Here is a 21,372-nt window from a genome sequence, read left to right as displayed (position 1 = left end):
CACCGCAAGCTCGCCGCCTAACATCAACCCCCAGACGAGGCCCGCTCTCCGCTAATTTACGTCCTCATCTGCGCCAAATGTCCTGACGACGGACAGCCGGCGCTGACCGCGCCATCGATCAGAGCCTCCCTGGGCGGCCTGAGTGACTGGCGCGGCATCGGCCAATTGCTGCTTGCGGCCGAGCCTGCGACCACCATCAGGCTGCCGCTGGACGCTCGACAGATCATCAGGGCGCAATCCAATTAGCGCGCGCGGCCTGTGGGGCCGTCTTCAGCCTTAGGTTCGTCGACCGTGAAGCTGTAATCGCCGCCCTTGATCTGCGCCTGGGCCTTGGTGAAGAACTTCGCCGGGATCGCCAGGCTGCCGGACCGGGCGTCATCCATGCGATCCATGAGCGCGTTGAATTCGGTTTCCAGCGCCGCGGTGTCGCCGATCGCGCCGATCCGGGCGGCCTGACGGAAGCGATCCTGTAGCACTTTGAACTGAGCGGCCTGCCGCGCGATATCGTCGGCATGGCCCTTGAGCTTGAGGCTATCGTAGATCGCCGGAAAGAAGCCCGCCACCAGGGTCAAGACCGCAGCGATCACCGGACTTTGCGATTTCAGCGCCCCATAGCTGGCCAAGCCGCCCAGGATGATGGGCGTGACGATGAAAGCGCGGTTCCAGAACCGCACGGACCTGAGCCAGTGGTAGAGGGCCGTTGAGGTGTAAAGACACGACTCCTCCTGACGCAGGCATTCGCGCACAATTTCGGCCTTGCGGTCAGCCATCAGTCCCTCTGGATCGCCTGTCCGAAGATCTTGCGCCATTCATCCCCCGCTTCGCCAACACGATCGTCACGCTCATGGACGCAGGCGACCACGGCGGCCTCATAGGCCCGCCGCGCCGCCGGCGCCCAGCCCTCGCCCAAGGCGCTCACTTCGTTTGTCCCCGGGACCCACACCCAGCCATTGGTCCTGGACAGAAGGAAAGCGAAAAAATCACGCACGAGCCAGTCGTAGTAGAAGAAGCCGTAGTTCGCCCAAGCCGACTGATTGAGGAAATCGGGGACCAAAATTTCGATCTGGAACGATTTTATCCCGACATTGCAGATGTGCTTCCAGGCCTTCAGCATGCGAACAAGCCGCCGCGCATTCTCGTTTTTCAGAAGGTCTGAGACGTCCAGCGCCATTACTTGCGCGGCCGGGTCGGTCAGCTTGAAAAAGCCGCCGTCGTGGGTGTCGCAGATCTGAAATTGCCCTGCGACGGTCGGAAAGGCCGGAATCACCTCCACGGTGAGACTGTTGAAGCCGACAACCACGACCTGGCCGTCGCCTCGCAGCCGCGTGTTGGGGTAGCGGGCCTCGATAACGCCTTTGACTTCCTGCAACAGCGCCGACTGACCATTTCCGGCATAGGCGGCAAACCGCTGATAGGTCGCGAACGGCAACTCGAACAGCAGATCCACGTCCTCGGAATGGACGATCTGGGTGGCTTTGCCCCAAGATCCGACGAGACGGCCGTGATCGACATCCGAGGCGAGGTCGTAATAGGCCGCGTTCAGGCACCGAACGATGCCGGCGATCTTGGTTCTGGCGTCGGTGATCTGCTCGTTCGTGGCGAGAAGCGCGACATCGAGACGACGAAACCGTTCAGTGACCGCGACCCACATCGTGTTCTTGAAACAGCGCCCGCAAGCTTAAGGCTGGCATGTTGCACCGGTTACCGCGCCCGATCAATGTTCCACAATCGTTCCGGGCGCGACGGAACCATCGCGTCCCCTCGGGAACAGCGGCATTGGCCTTCAATTCTCAGTCCTTAGCTGGGTTCCGGAAGCCTGTGGCGAGTCTTGCTCCAGCCTAGCGCCGCCGCGAACGGCGTCCCTACCCTTGGGCCCGTGCTCCCACGCCTTCGCCCGACCGCCCGCCTCCTCACGCCCATCGGCTGGACGGGCCTTGCCGTCATCGCCTTGCTGGGCTCGGTCCTGGCGCTCGCGACCTGGGATGTCTTGTTGCGCCCCTAGCCACGCTTCAGCTCATCGCTTGCGATCGCTTCGGATACCTTCGCGACCACCAACCTAGTCGCCCGGATGCAGACTTTCCCAACGGAAGCGATGAGTCAGCTTGCGGCTTCGGCTAACGCCTAACTTTTCTGGCTAGCGCTAGGCTCAGAAGGCGGTCCGCCCAATCGATATCGTCACTGTCCAACACCGACAGACGCGCCACCAGACGCTGAAGCGAATCCGTTTCAGCACCGGCTGACCCCAAGCCGTCGGCCCAAAACAGCGTCCCTACCGGCACGCCTAAGACCCGCGACAAGGCCTCGAGCGTTTCGAAGCTCGGAGCCGATAATCCGCGCTCAATCTTGTTCACGGTCTCGACCGTACGCCCGATCTTCTCCGCTAGCTGGGCCTGACTCCACCCCTTCATCTTGCGCTGATGACGGATGGCTAAGCCGACCTGAGTGCGCAAACCCGCCATGCGTCTATTGGCTCGACCCGTATTGAAACTACGGGCGCAAGCTCACGTGCATCGCGGTCCAGCGACAGGAACTCTCATTGCAATCAGTTGCAAAACAAGAAGTATGAGTTCGTATCAATTTGCGGAGGGCGCATGTCGAGCACCGAAGAGCAGCCGAAATGGGGAGCCAAGCTGGGCCGGATCGCGGCCTGGATTGTGGGGACGATCCTGTTGATCAATGCAGCGGCCCTGGTCCTCGCGATCCCTGAAGGGCGTATCGCGGGCATTGGGTTTCTATTCGCGGGGCTTCTGATCCTGCCGCCGACAGCGGCATACGTCCGGGAGAAAGCTCAGCCGCCCGTATGGGCTCCACCGATCGCGGCTGTTGTAGCCGTAGTCGCTGGATTTGGTGTTCAGGCGGCGCTCACTCCTGATCCCGTTTCTATAGCAGAGGCGGTGAAGCCTCAGACCAATAGGCTCGCGGCCGACACCGACGCTCAGCGGCTAGTCGATGAGTATGCCGCTATGGACGATGGCGCACGGTTCGCGCTTCAGATCGACGATCACCTGATGGCATCAGTCGAAGCGATCTCCACCGCTCCACCAGACAGTATGCCAGATGTCTGGGCACGTTTGGGCGAGATCGAGCGAATGGCGGCTAAGGTCCGTGAGGGCCGAGGAACGAAGTTGAACGACGCCCAAAGGAAGAAGCTCGCCAAGTTCGAGGCCGCGCTGGCGGCAAAGCAGGAACAAGTCTTCCCCCAGCTCAGGAAGGCCTATCGCTCGCTCTCGAAATCGACGCTGTGGGAGAGGGACATTGATGTGAAGGGGAGCGGCCGAACGATTGAGTACATCGGCGGCCTCTTCGCCAGCAACGCTAACATCAAGGCTGCGCAGGATGTGGTCGGAGCTGATCTGCTGCGCCTTCGGTTCGACATCGCCCGCTACCGCTGGATACCGGACGGCCGTGGAGCCCAGTACAGCCTAGGCGCTCCGCCTGATCGTGAAATCGTTGGCTAATCAAGGCCACCTATCGAAATACTTTTTGAACAAAAACAACATCTTGCCAGAGTTTGGGTGGTCAACATCCTTAGAGGCAAGCGTGTTCTACAACCTCCTTTCCGCCGACCTACAGTCGCTAGGTCAGCCCCGCCTTCTAACTCCGGCTACCCCCGCGACCCTTGGCGATGACGGTGCTCTGGCCCCCCATGTTCTGCGGGGCCTGGACGACTTCTTTTCCGAGGACGCCCTTCGGGTCATGTCCGAATGGGTAATGCCGGAGGGGCTTCCCACGGCAACGGATCGAGAGGATCGCTGGCGTCTGGCCTCATCGCTTCAGAAGGCAATTCGACGGGGCGATGTCGCTGCTGCTATGCGCGCAGCCCATGCCTGCCATGCCGTCGATCCAGCTTACCTTCGCAAGCGCCTAGCGGTCTGCGCCATTGAGGACGTGCTGTTGGGCAACCTCCGAGCCGTGGCCTGGACTTTGGCGCTCATGGGGAACCACGTTGCTCGACGATCAGCGGGAGAATTGAAATCGGCGGTGTGGCTCGCCGAGGCTCTCGCTGGCGGAGCCAAGGATCGGACGGCCTGCAACCTGATCCTCGCCGTCGATTTCGACAGGGACCGGCATCAGCAAACTGAGGTCATGGCCTCTTGGTTGGACGAGGACCTAGCCGCCTGGGCGCTCGATCTCGACCGGCCCTTGGTGGATCGCATGGCTGCGACCTGGATGCTGGCGGGGACCAAGCGATTTCCAAACCTCAACGCTCCCGAGTGGAATGAGAGGCCTCGCGACAGGCTGATGAGCCTGATGGTCGCGAGCGGTATGCCTCTTATCCTCTGCTACATCGCCGACCGAGCAGCGATCCGGGGCGGGGGCTGTATGCACGCCTCCCTGTTGCCGATGTGGCAGGTCATTCAGCAGGACGAGGCTGACTTGCGCTTCTTACCCGGTGAACTTCCCGACGATCCTGGGATCGGCAAGCTCCTCTCGTCGGCTTACGACATGCACACACGTCAGGGCCAAGCCGCGATCATCCGGCTGATGGCGCTGCCAGGCATCGCCCAGGCTTTGACGCAGGTGTCGCCGTCAGATCGGCGCGGAGCCTTGTTCGAGGCCGTCTTCGCGGTGGAGGGGGGAAGGCTATCGAGCCGGGTATCCTCGCCTCAGTTGGACAGCCTTACAGTGTACGTCGACGACTTGGTCCTAGCGTACAGTGGCTTGCGGACATCGGAGGAGCGAAGGGGCCTGCTGAAGGCCACAGCCGATGCTCTGCCAGAGCTTCACCGTCTTCGGCGTGAGATTGTTCTGGGCGGGCGCAACCAACGGGAAGGCGCATGACCATGGACAAGTTGGAAACCAAGGCCGGGAAAAGCCCTCAAAGCTCTGGGCTCCCCAACCTACCAGTCTGGCCGGGACCTCAGCTACTCAGCCGCCCATTAAGCCCTCTAAGGGCCCTCCCCTCTCCCCCCAAGAAACTCAGGGAGCAAAACTGCTACACACTGCTACACAGGGTGCTACACAGCGCCTCCGAAACTCGAAGCGGGAAGCAGGGATTTTCTCAATCTTTCCAATACGCCTCTACAAGAAGAAGACGCACCCTCGTATCGTGTCGGGTGCGCCAGTTTCTCTAAAGACTCTGAATTGGCCTGACCGCGCGCCGCGAAAAAAAGGCCCGACGTGTCCGCCGGGCCTTTGCGTTTCGGTCGGGTGCTTCGACTAGAAGAAGCGCTCACCAATACGGATCGTGTCGCCGGGCGAAACCAACGTCGAAGGCTTCAACTCGCCCTTGTTCTCGGACGTGTCGCCATTGCGCTTGATGTAGACGCTCTTCTTGTCGGCGCGGTAGGTGAAGCCGCCTGCGGTCGCGACGGCGTTCAGCACGGTCAGGCCGGACGTATACGGATACGTGCCGGGCTTCTCGACCTCGCCGAGGATATAGAACGGGCGGAAGGTGAGCACCTCGGCGCTGACGCGCGGATCCTTCAGGTAGCCGTCCTTAAGCTTGTCCTGCACCGCTGTCTGGAACTGGCCGACGGTCATGCCGCCAACCTTGATCTCGCCGATGAGCGGCAACGACATCAGGCCGCTGCCCGACACGAAGAATTCGCCGGACAGCGATTCCTCGCCGTAGACCGTTACGCGCACCTTGTCGCCCGGCCCCAGCAGATAGTCCATCGCCTGCGCGTTGGCGGCCGTCGCCGCAGGCTCGGCGCCGGACTGGGCATGGGCTACGCCGCTTGACGTCGAGACCATCATGAAAACCACGGCCGCCAGCATGGCGAACGCGCGGGAGAGTTTCGAAAAACCGATCATGGTAAAGCGTCTCATCTCGGACTTGTCAGACCTGGGAACTGCAATGCCACATCGCACGTGACCGCGCGATGAACAAGGCGAACTCTAAGCCGCTCGCCCTTTACTAAATTGGATGATCTTGGGCTCGCCGCCATCAAGTCTAACAGCGGTCAGCACGCCCGTGGCGTAGGCGCCTGTATCGACATTGATACGCTGGCGACCGACGAACACCTCTTCGACGGGCGTATGGCCGTGCACCACGGTGGCCTTCAGTCCGTGGGCGTTGTCCAGGAACTCGTTGCGGATCCACAAAAGGTCCGCCGCGACCTGCCGCTCGAGCGGCAGGCCCGGCCGCACGCCAGCATGCACGAAGACGTAGTCTCCATAGACGGCCATCAATTCGAGACGCCGCAAGAACTGTTCATGCTGCGGCGGAAAGGCGTTGCGGAAGGCAAGCCGCGTTTGTTCCCAAACCTCGAGCTCTGCACGACCCACCGGGCGCTGCACGCCGTACGAAGCCATGGTCTCCCCGCCGCCGTACTCCACCCATGACGGCCCGGCCTGCGGATCATCAAGGAAATGCAGCAGAGTTTCCTCGTGATTGCCCATGAGGGCGCGGAACTCGAAGCCTCCATCCGCCGCCTGTCCGCTCAGCGCGATCAGACGGTCAATAACGCCAGACGACTGCGCGCCGCGGTCCACATAGTCGCCGAGCATGATCAGGACCGGCGGATCCTGTCGACCGAGGGCGCGATAATCCTCGGTCATACGCGCGATCAATCCGTCGAGAAGATCCAGCCGTCCATGCACGTCGCCGACGGCATAGAGCACCCGCCCTCCGGTCGAGACCGCGCGGCGCTCTTTCTGCTTGGGACGGAATAGGGCCTTGAACATCGAACTCGTCACGTGAGCGACCTGACGCCGCCTGGAGCAGGAGCCCTAGTTTAGCCTTAGGGGGCGCCAGCGTTCAACCGAAAGCCGACGAATTAACCTCCAATTCATCACAATCATTTCCCCCCAATTTACCAAGTAAATTCCAACTTTGTTTTGGTAAATTCCAAATTCATTACAGTCAAACACATAGATTATACCATCTAAATTCAGCTCGTTTTCGGACACATCATGAATATTGACCTCGCGAACACAGCGAGGTCAGCATGTTCAAGCCGCGAAACATTGTTATGGGGCTCATCGGCGTCGCCGCTTTGATGGCAAGCACCCAAGCCGAGGCCGGCGCCGCCTCGTTCATGCCGCGCGGCGAAGGCATTGGCGCGCCGGCCGGCTTCGCGGACCTCTGCCGTCGCGACATTGAGACATGCGGACTTCCCGCGGCCCAACTCGCCTTCCTCGGCGGCCAGAACCGCCAGACCTTCGTCCAGACCTCGTCGATGAGCCTAAACGCGGACGCCAGCGACACCGATCTCAAACTGGCGGCAGTGGAAACGATCGAGGCGTACACCGTCGGACCTGTCGAGGACTTCGTGGCCGCCGGCCTGCCCCGGACCTTTGCGTCGCTCGAAGAGTCGAAGGCCGTCCCGACCTGGTACGACCACGACGAACGCGACCAGATGAAACTGCTGAACAAGGTCAATCAGCAGGTGAATCGCGATGTGAGGAAAGCCAACGACAGCGATCTGTACGGCCAGGAAGAATACTGGGCGCTGCCGCGTCTGATCGATGGCAAGCTCTACGGCGACTGCGAGGACTTCGCTCTTGAAAAGAGGCGCCAGCTGATCGCCGCCGGCGTCCCCGAGTCATCCCTGTCCCTGGCCGTCGCGGTTACGGCCCGCGGCGAGGGCCATGCGGTGTTGATGGTGTCTTTGAAGAGCGGCGATTGGGTGCTCGACAACCTCACGCCCTGGGCCACGCCGTGGGCGGATCTGAACTATCGCTGGGTGCAGCGGCAAGTGCCCGGCACCGCCTTGTGGACGAGCGCCGCTTAGGGTCTCGCGCCACTCCCTTCATCTAGACGCCAAAGTCCCCGAGCCGATAGCTCGGGGGCTTTTTTTCCTCGGCGCGACTGAGACAGCAAAACACCCGCCCCATGGCTGGAGCGGGTGTTTTTGAATTCCGGAGAAAGCCGTGGTTGGATCCGGTCAGATGAACCTGAAGGCGCCAATGACCAGCAGCGCCCAGAGGCCCGCCGACAGGCCCGCAGCCAAGCCTAGACCGACAAGCGGCGCGAGGCGCCGCCTGGGCGCTGGCGACACATGGGCGAAGGACATTTCGGCGTCGATCATCAGACAGCACTCCTGCTTGCTGTTGATGTAAACTCAGCGCAGCTAAGAGCCCGTGAAAGAATAAGGTCTATCGCGCATTAACACTCTTAAGCGCCATTTTTGATTTTGGCCGCGACGCTCTCGGACGATTGCGATAGCCTGCGCAGGCGGAACTGGAAACCAGTCTGCAACTTGGTGGGGAAGATAAGGAATAATTTGGTGAACGGGGAGCCTTGTTCCCAACTCTTGGCGCCAGGCATGCCAGGACCGCTCCCTCGTGTAGCCCGCGACTTGCGCAAGCGAGTCCTTGATATCGCGGCCGCCACGCTGTTGCTCATTCTGTTCGCCCCGCTTCTCCTGCTGGCCGGGATCGCCATAAGGCTCGAGTCCCCCGGTCCCGCGCTGTTTCGCCAGACACGAGGGGGATTGGCCGGTGCGCCGTTTCAGATCTTGAAACTGCGCACCATGCGCTGCCGGGAGGATGGCCCTGAGGTTATGCAGGCGCAGCGAGGGGATGATCGTATCACACGCGTGGGTCGCCTCCTCCGGGCGACCAGCATCGATGAACTACCTCAGCTCCTCAACGTGTTGCGCGGCGACATGTCGTTGGTGGGGCCAAGGCCCCATGCCACGGCCCATGACGCCTACTATGGCGCGCGGATTCCAGAATACTACGCCCGCTATCAGGCCCGACCAGGTCTGACAGGCTTGGCCCAGGTCAAAGGTCTCCGCGGCGGCACTGAAACCGTTGACGCCATGCGCCAGCGGATCGAGGCGGATCTCGACTACATCCAGACCTGGTCGCTTCGGCGCGACTTCAGGATCGTTCTCATGACAATCCCGAGCCTTCTGGTCACCGACAACGCCTATTGAGTCGAGGCCTTGGCCAGGCGCTGCGCGACGATGAAGAAGGCCAGGCCAATCCGGCCGCTCGGGTCCTGGATGCTATTGGCCAAAGCCGTGAGCCGCCTGTCGCCCCCAGGTCGCTTGTACTCGACACCGGCCTGATACATAACCTGCTTGCGGACTTCGGGGGTCAAAAGGCCCCAATGCTCGTAGGCGATGCGCGTTCTGGCCATGAACACGCTGGTTTGCAGCGGAGCGACGGCATAGGAGCGCGACAAGGCCGCGTTCGCGGTGGCGAGGTCCTTACGCGCGAAAGCGACGGCTGCGTTCCGCAGCCAGGCTGCGCCGACGCCCGGACGCATGGCAAGTTCGCGACGGCTAAGGGCCTCCAGCCGCTCCAAGGTCGCGACATCCTGCGGCGTTGAGGCCAGCCCCTTTTCGATGCTGGCGGCGAGGACTTCGCTCGGAGCCGTCGGCATCCACGACAGGTCGCCGCCAAACCGCGCGGAGGCCATGGGGATGGCCACCAGCGCCGAAGCCATCAGGCTAATCCCGCCAAAGACGCCGATCACTCGGAGCGCCTGGATGCGAGCGGCCTTGGCTTGACCGGCCACCGGGGTGAGCGCGCCGAGCCCGACGGCGAACAGCGCCTGCATGGCCGGGGTCTGGACCGCGAAGTCGGAAAGTCCGTGCAAGAGAACCAGAACCGTTGCAGCGATCGCCGCCCGCGCGATCGCGCTGGCGGTCCCCGGCCTTCCTGCGCCACGCGCGATGGGCCACAAGATCAGACCCAGGAGCCCAAGCATGCAGACAGAGCCCACCACACCCGCTTCCTCCAGCCACTGAAGGTAGAGGTTGTGGGTGGCTCGAACATCGAACAGCACCCGCAGATTTTCGCTGGTCATAAACAGCTGGTTGATGGCCGGGAAAGACCCCAGGCCGTAGCCAAACCATGGCGCAGCGACGAAGGCGTCCCAATGGGCGGCGAAGATCGCCTGGCGCACGGCCACGTCACCATCCAGGTTTTCCAATCGCGCCGTAGTAAGCTCGGCGCTGCGCATGGCGACCCCAACGGCGACCAGGAGCGCCGCGGCCCCACCGACGATCGCGACAACGCGGACCTTCTTGCCCTGGGCGATAACCTGGGATGTCAGCAGGACCGCGAGCGCGACGATGGTGGAGAACAGACCGGCTCGCGATGCGGTCAGGGCCAGGGCGACGGCGAAGACGGCGGTGAGCACAAGGCTGACAGACGCATCGAGCGGGAGCTTGTCCAGCCTGACCGCGCCGCCGGCTCTCTGGAGAAACTGGGTCACGTACATCGTCGAAAAGACCACGCCCATGCCCATCAGTGTGGCGGCCGTGTTCGGGCTCATCAGGGTCGCGGTGAGGCGCCCGGTCGCACGCGTGCTGACATGCTGGATGATGGCCAGGGCCGCATAACCGCCCAGGGTGACGAGAAGAAGCCAAAATACGGAACGCCGCCGCGTCTCGGACTGTCCGATGATCTGGGCCGCGAGAAACAGGCAGGCCAGACCGCAAAGGCGCAGCAAGCTCAGCCAAACCGCGGAGCGATCGACCGTGAGGGACCCGCCGTCCGCCGCAACATATTGCCAGACTGGGTGAGCGCCGCCCGGGCCGAACGGCGTCAGCGCCCAGCCCACGGCCAGCATCAGCGCGGCGAACGCCGCCCAGAGCGTGGTTGACCCCATTCCCGCGGCGACCTTCCGCGCCCACGCGCAACTGGTCAGCAGGACGACTAGGAAGAGGGCGTGCAGGGCCGCAAAGGCCTGGCCAACCGCATGCTCGGTGGCTCCGAAGGCGACAACTTCGAAGCACACCAATGCGACGAGGGCGCCGATAGCGGCGCCCTCCGAGGTCTTCAGCTTTCGGGCTCGGGCCATCCCTCTTGAGGGCAAGGCCCCGCCCCCGGTCGCCTTAGTCCGCATAGTACTTTCGATAGTTCGCGTAGTAGTAGTAGGAGTCGCCGTAGCCGTAACGCGACTGCGCCTTGAGGTCCATCTGGGTCAGGGCGACACCGGCGATGAAGGCGCGCGTGCCTTGGAGCAAGGCCAGCGCCGATTGAACAGCCTTCACCGGCGTCTTCTTCCAACGGACCAGCATCACCATGGCGTCGGTGTGGGGAGCCAGGATACGCGTGTCCGCAATGGCGAGCAGCGGCGCGGTGTCGAGAAGGACGATCTCGTAGCGGCCGCGCAGTTCGCCGAGCAGGCGGAGCATTGCGGACGACCCGAGAACATCGCGCGGGGTGTAGGCCGACTTGGCCAGCGGCAGGATATGAGCGCCGCTTTCATCGTTGATGATGGCCTGGTCGAGCGTCGCCACCCCGTTGAGCACCTCCAAGAGACCGACCTGGGCCGGCTCTTTGAGGAACTGACTGATCGCGCTCTGTCGCAGGTCGCAGTCGACGACGATCACCTTGGCGCCGGAGGTCGCAAGGGTGCGCGCCAGCGAGAAGGTCGTGGTCGTCTTGCCTTCGCCCGGAAGCGAGGACGTCACCGCGATCACCTGGACGGTTTCGCCGACCTTCGAGAACAGGATCGACGCCCGGAGCTTGCGCAGGCTCTCGGCGAAGCTGGAGAGCGGCTTGGCCAGAAGATAATCCGGCGGCGTCATGCCCTTGAGCGTCTTAGCATCATCAACCGTGGTGCCAAGGCTGGGAACCGCGCCAAGGTAAGGCAAGCCCAGTCGACGCTCGACTTCATCCTCGGTGAAGAGGCCCGCCATCAGGATTTCCGCCAGCACGACGGCGGCGACGCCGGCGCCGAGCGCCAGAACCAGACCGAGCGCCAAGTTCAAGCTCGGCTTCGGATAGCTGGGACGCGTCGGGATCTTCGCGGGCGAAACCACGCGGGCGTCCGCCTGCTCGATACCCTCCTGGGTCGTCGTCTGCTTGAACCTCGCAAGCAGCGTCTCGTAGAGCGTCTTGACCGACTGCGCCTTCCGCTCCAGTTCAGCCAGGCCGATGGCGGCGCGGTTGTTGCCGGCGAGCGTCCCGCGAGAGGCCGCGACGCTGGAAGCGACAGAACCGGTTCGCTGACGCGCGACCTGGGCCTGGGCCTCGAGATTGGAGATGATCCGGCGGATTTCCGCCTGGATCTGGCCGTCAATGTCGGCCAGCTCGCGCCGCGCCTTCAGCAGATCGGGATGGCGATCGCCATAACGCCCGCCGAGATCGGCGACTTGAGCGCTTTTCTCGGATCGCTGTTTACGGAGTTGCTGCACAACCGGCGAGTTCAGAGACTCGCCGACATCCTCACCCGTGCTGCCCCGGGCCAACTGCTGACGCGCGATGTTCAGTCGGGCGTCGGTTTCCGCCTGCGACGCGCGGCTGAGCGCCAACTGCTGGTTCAGGCTGGAGATCTCCTGCTCCGTCAGGGTCGCCCCCTCAGCGCTGAGCAGATTGTTGGCGATCTTGTATTGCTGAACAGCCGCGTCGGCGGCTTGCACCTGGTCACGGAGTTCCGCAACCCGCGTATCAAGCCATTCATTGGCCTTCTGGGTCGCGTCGAACTTCGCTTCAAGCTGCTCGGTCAGGTACAGGTTGGCGAACGCATTGGCCAGTTCCGAAGCGCGCTTAGCGTCTTCGTGCGTGTACTCGATCGAAATCAGGTAGGTCAGGCCGGCGCGCCGCACCTTCAGCCCATCCAGGACGCTGTCGACGACCCGCTCGTTCCGACGCTGGAGCTCGACAGGATCGACCTTATCGAGCGGCGTGGCCGCCTTGCGCACGGACGACAGCAGAGCGCCCGCGCCCTTCGCGTTCGGCAGATACGGATTGAAGTAGGGATCCTGATCGAGCTTGAGTTCCTTGACCACGCGCGCGGCGAGCGAACGCGACTTGAGGACCTCGACCTCGGTGTCGACAACCGACGAGTCCGCCGGCAGGCCGGAGAGCACGGCGCTCATGTCCGTGACCTGCTCCTTGCGCACGTCGAGCATCACCTGAGCGATCGCCGTGTATTTCGGAGTCTGCTGCAGGGTGAACAGCACCACCGCCGCAAACACCACCACCGCCACAGCTGCGAACAGCCTGAAGCGCCGCCTGAACGTCGCGATCGCAATGTTCAGATCAAAAGACAACGCTCCGGTGTCATTCACCGGAGCGTTCGAAGTTTCAAACCTGGAGCCGTCCATAACTACTCTCAGTAACCGGCAAACCTTGCCGTTTCGTGGACGTTGATCAGAACTGCAGGGCGACCGAAGCCACCAGCTTGTTGTCCTTGAACGAAGCGCCCTTTTGAGCGCCCGACGAGTCCTGCTTGAGGTAGTTGTAGGTCAGGAACAGACCCACGCGGCGGTTCACGAGATAGGTCGCCGTCGCCGAGAAGTTGTTACGCTTGTCGTCGCGGTCCACGCCTTTGTAGGCGTCCTTGCCGTAGCTGTAGTTCGCCGACAGCAGCACGTTCCGCATCAGCTCGTGGTCAATCGAAGCGCCGACGGCGTTGGCGATGTAGCCGGGCGAACCGGGAGCCGTCGATTCTTCGATCGAGCGCGATGCATTGACACCAACGGTGGTCAATTGCGTCGGGAACCACTCGACATTGGCTTTAGCGTTGAAGCCGCTGATCTTGTTGAAAACGGCGCTGTCGTAGGTCTGCTTCATATAACCGACCTGGACGTCACCGCGCATCGCTTCGGAAACGTCAAAGTTGGCGCCGACGCCGATCACATAGCCGTCCGAAGAACGGTCCTGAGTGGCGACGTTGGTGTCGTAGTCCTTCTTGTTGCCCGTCGCAGTCGCATAGATCGCGGTGTCAGGGCTGACCGCGTACTCCGCCTTCGCGCCGTAGGTCAGCTCGTTGCGGTCACGGAAGTCCTGATCGACCACGCCGGTGCCGGCGATGTTCGCAACGTCCTTGTAGTTGAAGTCGCGGTTATCCACGCGGCCCGTCACACGAAGGCGGTTGAACTCCTTCACCAGCGATGCCGAACCCGAGGTCAGGTCGTACTTCACCGGAGCGCCAGCGGCGACCGGCGAGGTCGGGGCCGTACGCGGCTCGACCAGACGCTGGGTCTGCACCGAGCCGGTCAGGTTCGAGCCGCGCTCGATGTCGATGCGGCCGTTGGCCGAGACGGTGAACTCTTCGGCGTCTTCACTACCGTTGTCGGCGTAGCGGATCACATTGCCGCCGGCGAAGAAGCCCAGGGCGTGACGCGACCAGTCCGAGCGCACGGCGAGTTCCGGCTTTACGCGCCAGATTTCATCGCTCGTCTTACCCGCAGCGACAGCGTAAATGTTGTCGTTGTGCTCGAGGTCGACCGTCACGCGCGGATAGACTGTGAACCCGCCGGCTTTTTGACCCGTGGCTTCAAAGTCCGGACGCGGCCGCTGACGGACGCTGACGTTCTTGTCGCGGCTGAAGCTGGACCCCAGATCCTGCGCCTGCACGATCTGCGGCGCGCTCAACGCGATGCAGGCCGCGATGGCCGAACACGTTAGAATTCGCATGGTATATCCCCACCAAATTGAAGGCCGCCGGCGCGCGTCGTGACGCGCCGGTCGACCTCAAGACAAGTTTATTAGCCGCAGTACGCGGCGCTGACGCCCGCGCACGGATCAAACGGCGCCGGCGTGGTCGTAGTCGTGGTGCCGCCAGCGCCACCCGTAGCCGCTTCACCGCCCGTGCTGGTCGAGGCTGTAGATTGAAGACTGACCAGGACGCTCGGCGCGCCGCCCGGCGTCGTCGCGGCGGTCGTGGTGACAGTCGCGCTCTGGCTATTCTGCGCCAAGGCTGCTTGGACGGCCGGCGCTTGGGCGACGCTCGCGGCGACCTGCGGCGCGACCGCAGCGGCGACCTGAACGGCGACACCGGCGTTCACGACGCCGCTCGCAACAGCCGCCACCAGCGCTTGGCCGATCGCGGCGGGGGAAGCACCCGTCGCCGCGAGGGCGGCGGCGACAGCCGCTTGAATGGCGGCCAGCTTGGCGGCCGGCGAAAGCGCGGCAAAGCCAGGCTGAGCAGCAGCCGCTGCTGCGGCGCCGGCGATCGCCGACTGCAGAGCCTGCGGCGAGGGCTCAGTCGCAGGGGCCGGAGCTGGGGCCTGATTGGCCTGAGCCAGAACCTGACCAGCGCTCAACGGCGCGATCGCAACAGCCAGGCTGATCGCCACGGCGCGGAAACGGTTAGAAGCCATGACTGCTCCCTCCAATTGAACGTCGTCCTCTTAGGACAAATTAAACAAATGCTCTACTCTGGATACGCCACGACCGTCAGTTCACAACGATGGCGTTTCCCAAAGAACACACTCGCGGTTCAATTCCCCACCCGGAAAAAGAACTTTGGGTCTTCATCTAGTCGAATGACCAGACCGGTCCGTCGCACTGGTTGTGTCCAGCGACTGAAACAACGGGCCGGGAATGCGCTATACAAACATGATGACGCTGGCAAGACAACAAATGTCATCCTGAATCCAGCGCGGGCGCCAGAGTTCTGAACGAATTCGCTTTCGGAGCGAAAAAATAGTTCAAAAATTCCGCAAGGACGCTTCTCGGCCCGCCGGTAGGGGCGTCGAATGAAAGCATAGTCGACGCGGAGCTTCGCGGCGCCGTTAGGCTACAGGCCGTCATAGCGCTATGGATCGCTAGGCGGCGGCGTCTCTGCGCCCCTCGACCGCCCGGGCTTGCACTAGACACCCGTACCACCCCAGACCCTGGTAAGTCTCGTAGCCGGGCGTACGCGCGTAACCCACCGTCATGTCGCCGTCCGCATAGCTGCCCATGGGCCCGGCTGAGGTGTCGAGCGGGAACGTCTCCGTCAGCACGCCTTGGCCGTCGGACGCCGCGAGCACTCGGCCGCGGCCGTCCAACAGCATCACGCGCGAGCGCTCGCGTTCTTCCGGCGTAAGGCGCACGCCATCGACCACCGCCTGCGCTTGGGGGCGCCAATCGAAGTGCACGCCCAGCACGCCCAACGGGCGTCCGCCAACCTCACCGCCCGCTCGGATCGCCGTGGCGTAGGTGGCGACGGGAGCGTCACCCAAGGCGGCGCTGCGCTCGATGTCACACGCCACGAAGTCATCGCCGGTCGCTGTGCGGAGACCGTCGCGGAACCATCGCGCGTCCGCGACCGAACGGCCAACGACGTTCGGATAGCGCCCGGGACGGCCATTGGCGACCACCCGCCCCTGCGCATCGCAAATCCAGAGGTCGAGATAGACAGTGTAGGCGTCGAGAATAACGCCCAAACGGTCGCTGGCGTGACGCCTCGCGGCCGGATCCTCGCCCTGCGCCAAACAGGCGACAACGGCCGAATCTGTCGCCCACCAGCGCACGTCGCAGGTGCGTTCATAGAGATTGCGATCGACGATCTCGATGGCGTTGAGGGCCAGGTCCGCCAGGCGCTGACCCCGCATGTGCCCCAGGATCGCGCCGCCGATCGCCGAGAGTTCGTCGAGGTCTGACCGAACCTGGCTTTCTAGAGCGGCCGCCACAGCGTCGATCTCGGTGGAGATCTTCTTGAACTCCTCGGCGACGATGGCGAAGCCCTTGCCCGCCTCGCCGGCCCGGGCGGCGACGATCAGGGCGTTGATCGCCAGCATCTTGGCTGCGCGGTTGACGCGGGCGATCTCGCCGATCTTGGCCCCGGCCACGCTGGACAGCCGTTCCGACAGATCCAGGATCCGTTCCGGACGAAGACTGGCGTCCTGTTCCATGATCTACGCGCCCCAAAGCAAACTTTCGACCGAATCGAGCCGAAGACTGCAAGATGACGCCCCCGTCACGGCGCGGCGATGCGTTCAGACCGGATCACCAAGGTGAAACGGGCGTTTCTGGAAAACAAAGCGCCGGGTCGCCCGTCCATTGGGCGCCCGGCGCTCAGGGAACAAACACTTGCGGCGAAGCTTAGCCGCAAAGCTTAGCCTTAGACGTCGACCTCAGCGTCGAGGGCGTTCTCCTGGATGAACTCGCGACGCGGCTCGACGAGGTCGCCCATCAGACGGCTGAACATGTCGTCGGCGTCGTCGGCATGATTGACCCGCACCTGCAGCAAGGTGCGCGCTTCAGCGTCCAGCGTGGTCTCCCACAGCTGATCGGGATTCATTTCGCCCAGCCCCTTGTAGCGCTGGATGGTCAAACCCTTGCGGCCCGCATCCAGCACGGCGTTCACCAGGTCGAGCGGGCCGCGCACCGTGGTCGACTTGTCCTTGCGGCGGAATACGGCGCGGCCCGAGAAGATTTCGGCCAGCTTGACGGCGCGTTCGGCCAGGCGGCGCGCGTCGGCGGCGTGCAGGAGCACATCGTCAAGCACCACCCGTTCGGAGACTCCCCGGCGAACGCGGCTGAAGACAAAGCCGGTGTCGCCACGCTCGCCGCTCCAGGGCCCGTCCCCCTCCTCGGCGTACAGGTCAAGCCGCGTCGCCGCAGCCTTGGCGTCCGGCGCCTCGCCCAGCAGGCCCGCAAGCGCGGCCTGTTCAATGGCGCTCGCCGGCGCGCGAGCCGCCAAGCGGTCGATATTGGCCTTGGCCGAACGACAGGTCTGCACCAGGGCCAGCAGGTCCTGGCCCGTCATCCGTTCGCCGGAGGCGAGATCGAGCTCAGCGCCGTCGACGCCCTCGTCGACCAGGAACGCGTCCATCTCGGCGTCGTCCTTGAGGTAGCGCGAGGACTTGCCCTTGCTGGCCTTATAGAGCGGCGGCTGGGCGATGTAGATGTAGCCGCGCTCGATCAGCTCAGGCATCTGCCGGTAGAAGAAGGTCAGTAGCAGGGTGCGGATGTGCGCGCCGTCGACGTCGGCGTCGGTCATCAGCACGATCTTGTGGTAGCGCACCTTGTCCGGGTTGAAGTCGTCGCGGCCGATGCCCGCGCCCAGCGCGGTGATCAGCGTGCCGATCTGGTCGGACGACAGCATCTTGTCGAAACGGGCCCGCTCGACGTTCAGGATCTTGCCGCGCAGAGGCAGGACGGCCTGGTTGTCCCGGTTACGGGCTTGCTTGGCCGAGCCGCCGGCCGAATCGCCCTCGACGATGAAGATTTCGGACTTGGCCGGATCGCGCTCGGAGCAGTCGGCCAGCTTGCCGGGCAGGCTCGTGATGTCGAGCGCGCTCTTGCGGCGGGTCAGCTCGCGGGCCTTGCGGGCGGCCTCGCGGGCGGCGGCGGCCTCGGCGATCTTGGTCACGATCGCCTTGGCCTCGTTCGGGTGCTCCTCGAACCAGGTCGAGAGCCCTTCGGACACCAAGCCTTCAACCGCGGGGCGCACCTCGGACGAAACCAGCTTGTCCTTGGTCTGCGAGCTGAACTTGGGGTCAGGCACCTTGACCGACAGCACGCAGGTCAGGCCCTCGCGGCTGTCTTCGCCGCCCAGATTGACCTTCTCCTTCTTCAGGATGCCGGTGCTCTCGGCGTAGCTGGTGATGATGCGGGTAAGGGCCGCGCGGAAGGCTGAGAGGTGCGTGCCGCCATCCCGCTGCGGGATGTTGTTGGTGAAGCACAGCATCTGCTCGTGGTAGCTGTCGTTCCACCACAGGGCCAGATCGACCTCGACCTTGTCCTTGACGCCCCTGACCGAGATCGGCGCCTTCAGGAGCGGCGTCTTGGCCTTGTCGAGGTGACGCACGAAGGCTTCGATGCCGCCCTCATAGAACAGCTTCTCCTCCCACGGCTCGACGTCGCGGTGGTCCTTGAACCAGATCGTCACGCCCGAGTTCAGGAAGGCCAGCTCGCGCAGGCGATGCTCCAGCGTTTTCCGATCGAACTCGATGAAAGCGAAGGTGTCCTTGGAGGGGAAGAAGGTCACCTCGGTGCCGGTCAAGGTCTCGCCGGCCTTGGGCCCCTCGGTCCGCACGGGGGAGTCCCCAGTCACCTTCAGCGAGGTGACCGCATCGCCGCGCTCGAACCGCATCTGGTGGACCTTGCCGTTGCGGTGGATCAGCAGTTCCAGCCAGTCCGACAGGGCGTTCACGACCGAGACGCCCACGCCATGAAGGCCGCCCGAAACCTTGTAACTGTTCTGGTCGAACTTACCGCCGGCGTGCAGCTGGGTCATGATGACCTCGGCCGCCGAAACGCCCTCGCCCTCGTGCATGTCGACCGGGATGCCGCGCCCATCGTCGGTGACCGTCACCGAACCATCGGCGTTGAGGATCACCTGGACCTTGGTGGCGTGGCCGGCCAGGGCCTCGTCGATGGCGTTGTCGACCACCTCGTAGACCATGTGATGCAGACCCGAGCCGTCGTCGGTGTCGCCGATATACATACCGGGGCGCTTGCGAACGGCGTCGAGGCCTTTCAGCACCTTGATCGAGTCCGCGCCATACTGGGCGGCGGCTTCCTCGGTCGTCATTTCCGGGGTCGAGCCTTCGGGAACTTGGTCTTCGGTGTTCTCGGTCATTCGTCTTCCAGAGTCGTCAGGCCGGCGTCGCCCACGCGAACGCCAAGAGCCCGACCCTTGAGATGGTCGAACAGCGACTCGTCCGTGCCGGTGAGAAAGGCCTGGAGCTTGAGCGCCGTGAGTTCGTCGGCCAGAGCGGCTCGCCGGGTAAGGTCGAGATGCGCAGCGACTTCGTCGAGCAATATTACAGGATTCGGCGCGGTTTCCGCACGCGAAAGTCGCGCCGCCTGGGCCAAAACCAGGTTCAAAATCAGGGCTTTTTGCTCGCCGGTCGAGCATTCAGCCGCTGGGCGGTCCTTCTCGACGTGGAAGATGGCCAGATCACCCCGATGGGGACCGGTCAGCGCTCGGCCGGCCGCCCCGTCTCGCGCGCGCGCGGCGGCCAAGGCCTGGGCCAGTTTGCGCTCAATCTCGGCGAAGGCCGCTCCCTCCAGCGCCATGCGCTCCCACTCCCCGGTCAGGGACAGTCTCGCCAGGGGGAACGGCCGGTCTCCCCGCCCATCGATCTCGCCCTGGAGCGCCGTCAGCGTCCGCGCCCGGGCCTGGGCTAGCAGGGCGCCGAATTCGGCCAGTCGAGCCTCCAGCGCCGTCAGCCAGGCCGAGTCGGCCGGTGCGCCGGTCTCCGCGGCGTCGATCAGCAGTCGCATCCGCTCGCGCTGGGCCTTGTCATAGGCGTTGGCGTTGGCGGCGTGCGCCGGTTCACCGGCAAAAACCAGCCGGTCGAAGAAGCGTCGTCGCTCGGAGGCGGCCTCCAGAAACAACCGGTCCTGAGCGGGCGTCAGCCAGATGGGTCGGACATGGTCGGCCAGACGCCCCGGCGGCACGGTCTCGCCGTCAAGCCGCACGGTCCGGCGCGCCGCTCCCCCCTGCTCCACGCCGGTGCCAATTCTGACCGGCGCATCCTCGCCCGACTGGACTTCGGCCGTGACCGCCCACGCACGGCCCGCCGCCTCGCCTGGCATTCGCCGACCGACCTCCGAAAGGCTCACGCCGCGCAGGCCCTTTCCAGGGCTCAGAAGACTGATCGCCTCGAGGAGGTTGGTCTTGCCCGCGCCGTTCGCGCCGAACAGGTAGACGCTACGCCCCCCCGTCTCCAGGCGCGCGCGCTCGTAGGACCGGAAATCCGTCAGGGTCAGGGAAAGCAATGCGGCCGACGCCATGCGGGCGTTCTTAAGGGGTGTCGCCGCCCGGGGCTAGAAGGGCCGAGACGCCCGCTCCAGTCGAGGACGCTGGAGCGGGGTCCGCCTCGGAATGGCCCTCCGGAGACTTGCGCGACATGTAGGCCCCGCCACGGCCAAGCTCGCCGCCACTCTGTGGCGAGACAATGGCGAAATCACTGCGAGGCCTGTTCATGGCCGTGAATTAAGACCCCGCCTGCCTTGGTGACGTCAGCCCAGCTTGTAGCCGCACAGCTTGTTGCCATCCAGGTCGCGGAAATAGGCGAAATACGCCTTCGGCATGCGCTCGCCCGGCGCCCCTTCGCAGACCGCGCCCAGTTCCAGGGCCTTGGCGTGGAAGGCGTCCACTTCTGCGGTCGTATCGAAAGCGAAGCCGCCCATCATGCCGTTGCCGACGCAAGCGGGATTGCCGTCGTGCGGACCCAGGACCCCGAACATGCAGCCGTCGCCACGATAGAGACGGCCACCGGACGGGTGGTCAAACAGCGGCTTGAAACCGGCCGAGGCCAGGAGCGCATCGTAGAAGGCCTTGGCCTTCGGCAGGTCGTTCGATCCGACCGTCACATAGTTGAGCTTGGCCATGGGCCGCCTCCCGTTTTGATATGAAACGGACCTTATCGCGTCTCCGCAGCCGCGCAACTTGCCCCTGACGTCAACGCTCCCAAAGGCTGCGATGGCCATAGACCCAAGCGCCCACGTCCGCGAAGCGATCCGTGACGATCGAGCAGGTGCGAACGCGGCCAGCCTTGGCGCTGACGATCCAGCCGGACCGCTCCAGGATCTTCAGATGCTTCATGAAGGACGTCAGCGCCATGTCATGCGGCGCGGCCAGCTCACCGACGCTGGCGGGACCCTGACCCAGTCGGCTCAGGATCGCCCGGCGGGTCGGGTCCGCCAGGGCCTGGAACGCCGCGTCCAAGGTTTCGGATTTCTCAGCCATGCGGCTCAGTATGGTTAAGGCCCGCGGAGGGCGCAACGCGCAACCTCATACGCGCCAAAGAGCGCGGCAAAAGCCCGGTCCCCGGAGGCCTCTTTGAAACT

Annotated in this window: 19 protein-coding genes; 4 read left to right on the top strand and 15 right to left on the bottom strand. The window is 63.9% G+C overall.

Annotated elements, in window-relative coordinates; genetic code table 11:
- Positions 1-242: 242 nt before the first annotated feature.
- The 3 genes from J2X45_RS10630 to J2X45_RS20325 all read right to left on the bottom strand — a co-directional run bounded on the left by J2X45_RS10630 (position 243) and on the right by J2X45_RS20325 (position 2,459).
- Positions 243-770, bottom strand: a complete 528-nt coding sequence (locus J2X45_RS10630; protein ID WP_310214385.1) for a hypothetical protein — start codon at positions 768-770, stop codon at positions 243-245.
- The gene (locus J2X45_RS10625; RefSeq protein WP_310214383.1) at positions 770-1,651 is read right to left on the bottom strand and encodes an SMODS domain-containing nucleotidyltransferase; all 882 of its coding nucleotides are present in this window, start codon (positions 1,649-1,651) and stop codon (positions 770-772) included. Before J2X45_RS10625 ends, J2X45_RS10630 begins: the two co-directional genes overlap by 1 nt.
- 463 nt (positions 1,652-2,114) lie before the next feature.
- Positions 2,115-2,459, bottom strand: a complete 345-nt coding sequence (locus tag J2X45_RS20325) for a helix-turn-helix domain-containing protein (RefSeq protein ID WP_404980043.1) — start codon at positions 2,457-2,459, stop codon at positions 2,115-2,117.
- A gap of 132 nt (positions 2,460-2,591) precedes the next feature.
- On the opposite strand from J2X45_RS20325, the gene J2X45_RS10620 reads away from it, so the two are divergent.
- Together J2X45_RS10620 and J2X45_RS10615 are read left to right on the top strand one after the other, a co-directional pair.
- The gene (locus J2X45_RS10620; protein ID WP_310214381.1) at positions 2,592-3,458 is read left to right on the top strand and encodes a hypothetical protein; all 867 of its coding nucleotides are present in this window, start codon (positions 2,592-2,594) and stop codon (positions 3,456-3,458) included.
- Between the two features lie 82 nt (positions 3,459-3,540).
- Complete coding sequence (locus tag J2X45_RS10615; protein WP_310214379.1) at positions 3,541-4,782, top strand: hypothetical protein; 1,242 nt, start codon at positions 3,541-3,543, stop codon at positions 4,780-4,782.
- A gap of 378 nt (positions 4,783-5,160) precedes the next feature.
- Here J2X45_RS10615 and J2X45_RS10610 read toward each other — a convergent pair whose 3' ends face one another.
- Complete coding sequence (locus J2X45_RS10610; protein ID WP_310214376.1) at positions 5,161-5,757, bottom strand: polysaccharide biosynthesis/export family protein; 597 nt, start codon at positions 5,755-5,757, stop codon at positions 5,161-5,163.
- Positions 5,758-5,841: 84 nt separating this feature from the next.
- Complete coding sequence (locus J2X45_RS10605; RefSeq protein WP_310214374.1) at positions 5,842-6,630, bottom strand: metallophosphoesterase family protein; 789 nt, start codon at positions 6,628-6,630, stop codon at positions 5,842-5,844.
- A 263-nt stretch (positions 6,631-6,893) separates the two neighbouring features.
- Between J2X45_RS10605 and J2X45_RS10600 the strand changes: the two genes are divergently transcribed.
- Positions 6,894-7,679, top strand: coding sequence for a transglutaminase-like cysteine peptidase (locus J2X45_RS10600; RefSeq protein WP_310214371.1), 786 nt, complete (start codon positions 6,894-6,896; stop codon positions 7,677-7,679).
- Between the two features lie 153 nt (positions 7,680-7,832).
- Here the strand turns inward: J2X45_RS10600 and J2X45_RS10595 are convergent, their stop codons facing one another.
- The gene (locus J2X45_RS10595) at positions 7,833-7,976 is read right to left on the bottom strand and encodes a hypothetical protein (protein ID WP_310214369.1); all 144 of its coding nucleotides are present in this window, start codon (positions 7,974-7,976) and stop codon (positions 7,833-7,835) included.
- Between the two features lie 237 nt (positions 7,977-8,213).
- Between J2X45_RS10595 and J2X45_RS10590 the strand changes: the two genes are divergently transcribed.
- Entirely contained in the window at positions 8,214-8,828 is a 615-nt protein-coding gene (locus J2X45_RS10590) for a sugar transferase (RefSeq protein WP_310214368.1), read from the top strand.
- Here J2X45_RS10590 and J2X45_RS10585 read toward each other — a convergent pair.
- The 9 genes from J2X45_RS10585 to J2X45_RS10545 all read right to left on the bottom strand — a co-directional run bounded on the left by J2X45_RS10585 (position 8,822) and on the right by J2X45_RS10545 (position 21,271).
- Positions 8,822-10,705 (bottom strand): O-antigen ligase, encoded by a 1,884-nt coding sequence (locus tag J2X45_RS10585; protein ID WP_310214365.1) that lies wholly within the window; start codon positions 10,703-10,705, stop codon positions 8,822-8,824. The genes J2X45_RS10590 and J2X45_RS10585 overlap by 7 nt on opposite strands.
- 34 nt (positions 10,706-10,739) lie before the next feature.
- Entirely contained in the window at positions 10,740-12,959 is a 2,220-nt protein-coding gene (locus J2X45_RS10580; protein ID WP_310214362.1) for a polysaccharide biosynthesis tyrosine autokinase, read from the bottom strand.
- A 46-nt stretch (positions 12,960-13,005) separates the two neighbouring features.
- On the bottom strand, positions 13,006-14,274 hold the full coding sequence (locus J2X45_RS10575; protein WP_310214360.1) for an outer membrane beta-barrel protein: 1,269 nt from the start codon (positions 14,272-14,274) through the stop codon (positions 13,006-13,008).
- Between the two features lie 71 nt (positions 14,275-14,345).
- Positions 14,346-14,975 (bottom strand): hypothetical protein, encoded by a 630-nt coding sequence (locus J2X45_RS10570; protein ID WP_310214358.1) that lies wholly within the window; start codon positions 14,973-14,975, stop codon positions 14,346-14,348.
- Between the two features lie 432 nt (positions 14,976-15,407).
- Positions 15,408-16,478, bottom strand: coding sequence for a methyl-accepting chemotaxis protein (locus J2X45_RS10565; protein WP_310214356.1), 1,071 nt, complete (start codon positions 16,476-16,478; stop codon positions 15,408-15,410).
- 209 nt (positions 16,479-16,687) lie between these two features.
- Complete coding sequence (gene gyrB / locus J2X45_RS10560) at positions 16,688-19,153, bottom strand: DNA topoisomerase (ATP-hydrolyzing) subunit B (protein ID WP_310214354.1); 2,466 nt, start codon at positions 19,151-19,153, stop codon at positions 16,688-16,690.
- Positions 19,150-20,313: a DNA replication/repair protein RecF gene (gene recF, locus J2X45_RS10555; RefSeq protein WP_310214352.1), complete on the bottom strand. Its 1,164-nt coding sequence runs from the start codon at positions 20,311-20,313 to the stop codon at positions 19,150-19,152. The genes gyrB and recF overlap by 4 nt, the downstream gene beginning before the upstream one ends.
- Positions 20,314-20,541: 228 nt before the next feature.
- Complete coding sequence (locus tag J2X45_RS10550) at positions 20,542-20,913, bottom strand: VOC family protein (protein WP_310214350.1); 372 nt, start codon at positions 20,911-20,913, stop codon at positions 20,542-20,544.
- Between the two features lie 70 nt (positions 20,914-20,983).
- Complete coding sequence (locus J2X45_RS10545; protein ID WP_310214347.1) at positions 20,984-21,271, bottom strand: metalloregulator ArsR/SmtB family transcription factor; 288 nt, start codon at positions 21,269-21,271, stop codon at positions 20,984-20,986.
- Between the last annotated feature and the right edge of the window lie 101 nt (positions 21,272-21,372).

It is taken from the genome of Caulobacter sp. BE264 (assembly GCF_031457805.1).
In the GTDB taxonomy this organism is placed as follows: Bacteria; Pseudomonadota; Alphaproteobacteria; order Caulobacterales; family Caulobacteraceae; genus Caulobacter.
This window is presented reverse-complemented; position numbering and strand designations above follow the sequence as displayed.

What these genes read in the sequence shown, in the direction of transcription:
- J2X45_RS10630 (WP_310214385.1), bottom strand. Translation starts at nt 770, where the DNA reads ATGGCTGACCGCAAGGCCGAAATTGTGCGCGAATGCCTGCGTCAGGAG.
- J2X45_RS10625 (WP_310214383.1), bottom strand. Translation starts at nt 1,651, where the DNA reads ATGTGGGTCGCGGTCACTGAACGGTTTCGTCGTCTCGATGTCGCGCTT.
- J2X45_RS20325 (WP_404980043.1), bottom strand. Translation starts at nt 2,459, where the DNA reads ATGGCGGGTTTGCGCACTCAGGTCGGCTTAGCCATCCGTCATCAGCGC.
- J2X45_RS10620 (WP_310214381.1), top strand. Translation starts at nt 2,592, where the DNA reads ATGTCGAGCACCGAAGAGCAGCCGAAATGGGGAGCCAAGCTGGGCCGG.
- J2X45_RS10610 (WP_310214376.1), bottom strand. Translation starts at nt 5,757, where the DNA reads ATGATCGGTTTTTCGAAACTCTCCCGCGCGTTCGCCATGCTGGCGGCC.
- J2X45_RS10605 (WP_310214374.1), bottom strand. Translation starts at nt 6,630, where the DNA reads ATGTTCAAGGCCCTATTCCGTCCCAAGCAGAAAGAGCGCCGCGCGGTC.
- J2X45_RS10600 (WP_310214371.1), top strand. Translation starts at nt 6,894, where the DNA reads ATGTTCAAGCCGCGAAACATTGTTATGGGGCTCATCGGCGTCGCCGCT.
- J2X45_RS10595 (WP_310214369.1), bottom strand. Translation starts at nt 7,976, where the DNA reads ATGATCGACGCCGAAATGTCCTTCGCCCATGTGTCGCCAGCGCCCAGG.
- J2X45_RS10590 (WP_310214368.1), top strand. Translation starts at nt 8,214, where the DNA reads ATGCCAGGACCGCTCCCTCGTGTAGCCCGCGACTTGCGCAAGCGAGTC.
- J2X45_RS10585 (WP_310214365.1), bottom strand. Translation starts at nt 10,705, where the DNA reads ATGGCCCGAGCCCGAAAGCTGAAGACCTCGGAGGGCGCCGCTATCGGC.
- J2X45_RS10580 (WP_310214362.1), bottom strand. Translation starts at nt 12,959, where the DNA reads ATGGACGGCTCCAGGTTTGAAACTTCGAACGCTCCGGTGAATGACACC.
- J2X45_RS10575 (WP_310214360.1), bottom strand. Translation starts at nt 14,274, where the DNA reads ATGCGAATTCTAACGTGTTCGGCCATCGCGGCCTGCATCGCGTTGAGC.
- J2X45_RS10565 (WP_310214356.1), bottom strand. Translation starts at nt 16,478, where the DNA reads ATGGAACAGGACGCCAGTCTTCGTCCGGAACGGATCCTGGATCTGTCG.
- gyrB (WP_310214354.1), bottom strand. Translation starts at nt 19,153, where the DNA reads ATGACCGAGAACACCGAAGACCAAGTTCCCGAAGGCTCGACCCCGGAA.
- recF (WP_310214352.1), bottom strand. Translation starts at nt 20,313, where the DNA reads ATGGCGTCGGCCGCATTGCTTTCCCTGACCCTGACGGATTTCCGGTCC.
- J2X45_RS10550 (WP_310214350.1), bottom strand. Translation starts at nt 20,913, where the DNA reads ATGGCCAAGCTCAACTATGTGACGGTCGGATCGAACGACCTGCCGAAG.
- J2X45_RS10545 (WP_310214347.1), bottom strand. Translation starts at nt 21,271, where the DNA reads ATGGCTGAGAAATCCGAAACCTTGGACGCGGCGTTCCAGGCCCTGGCG.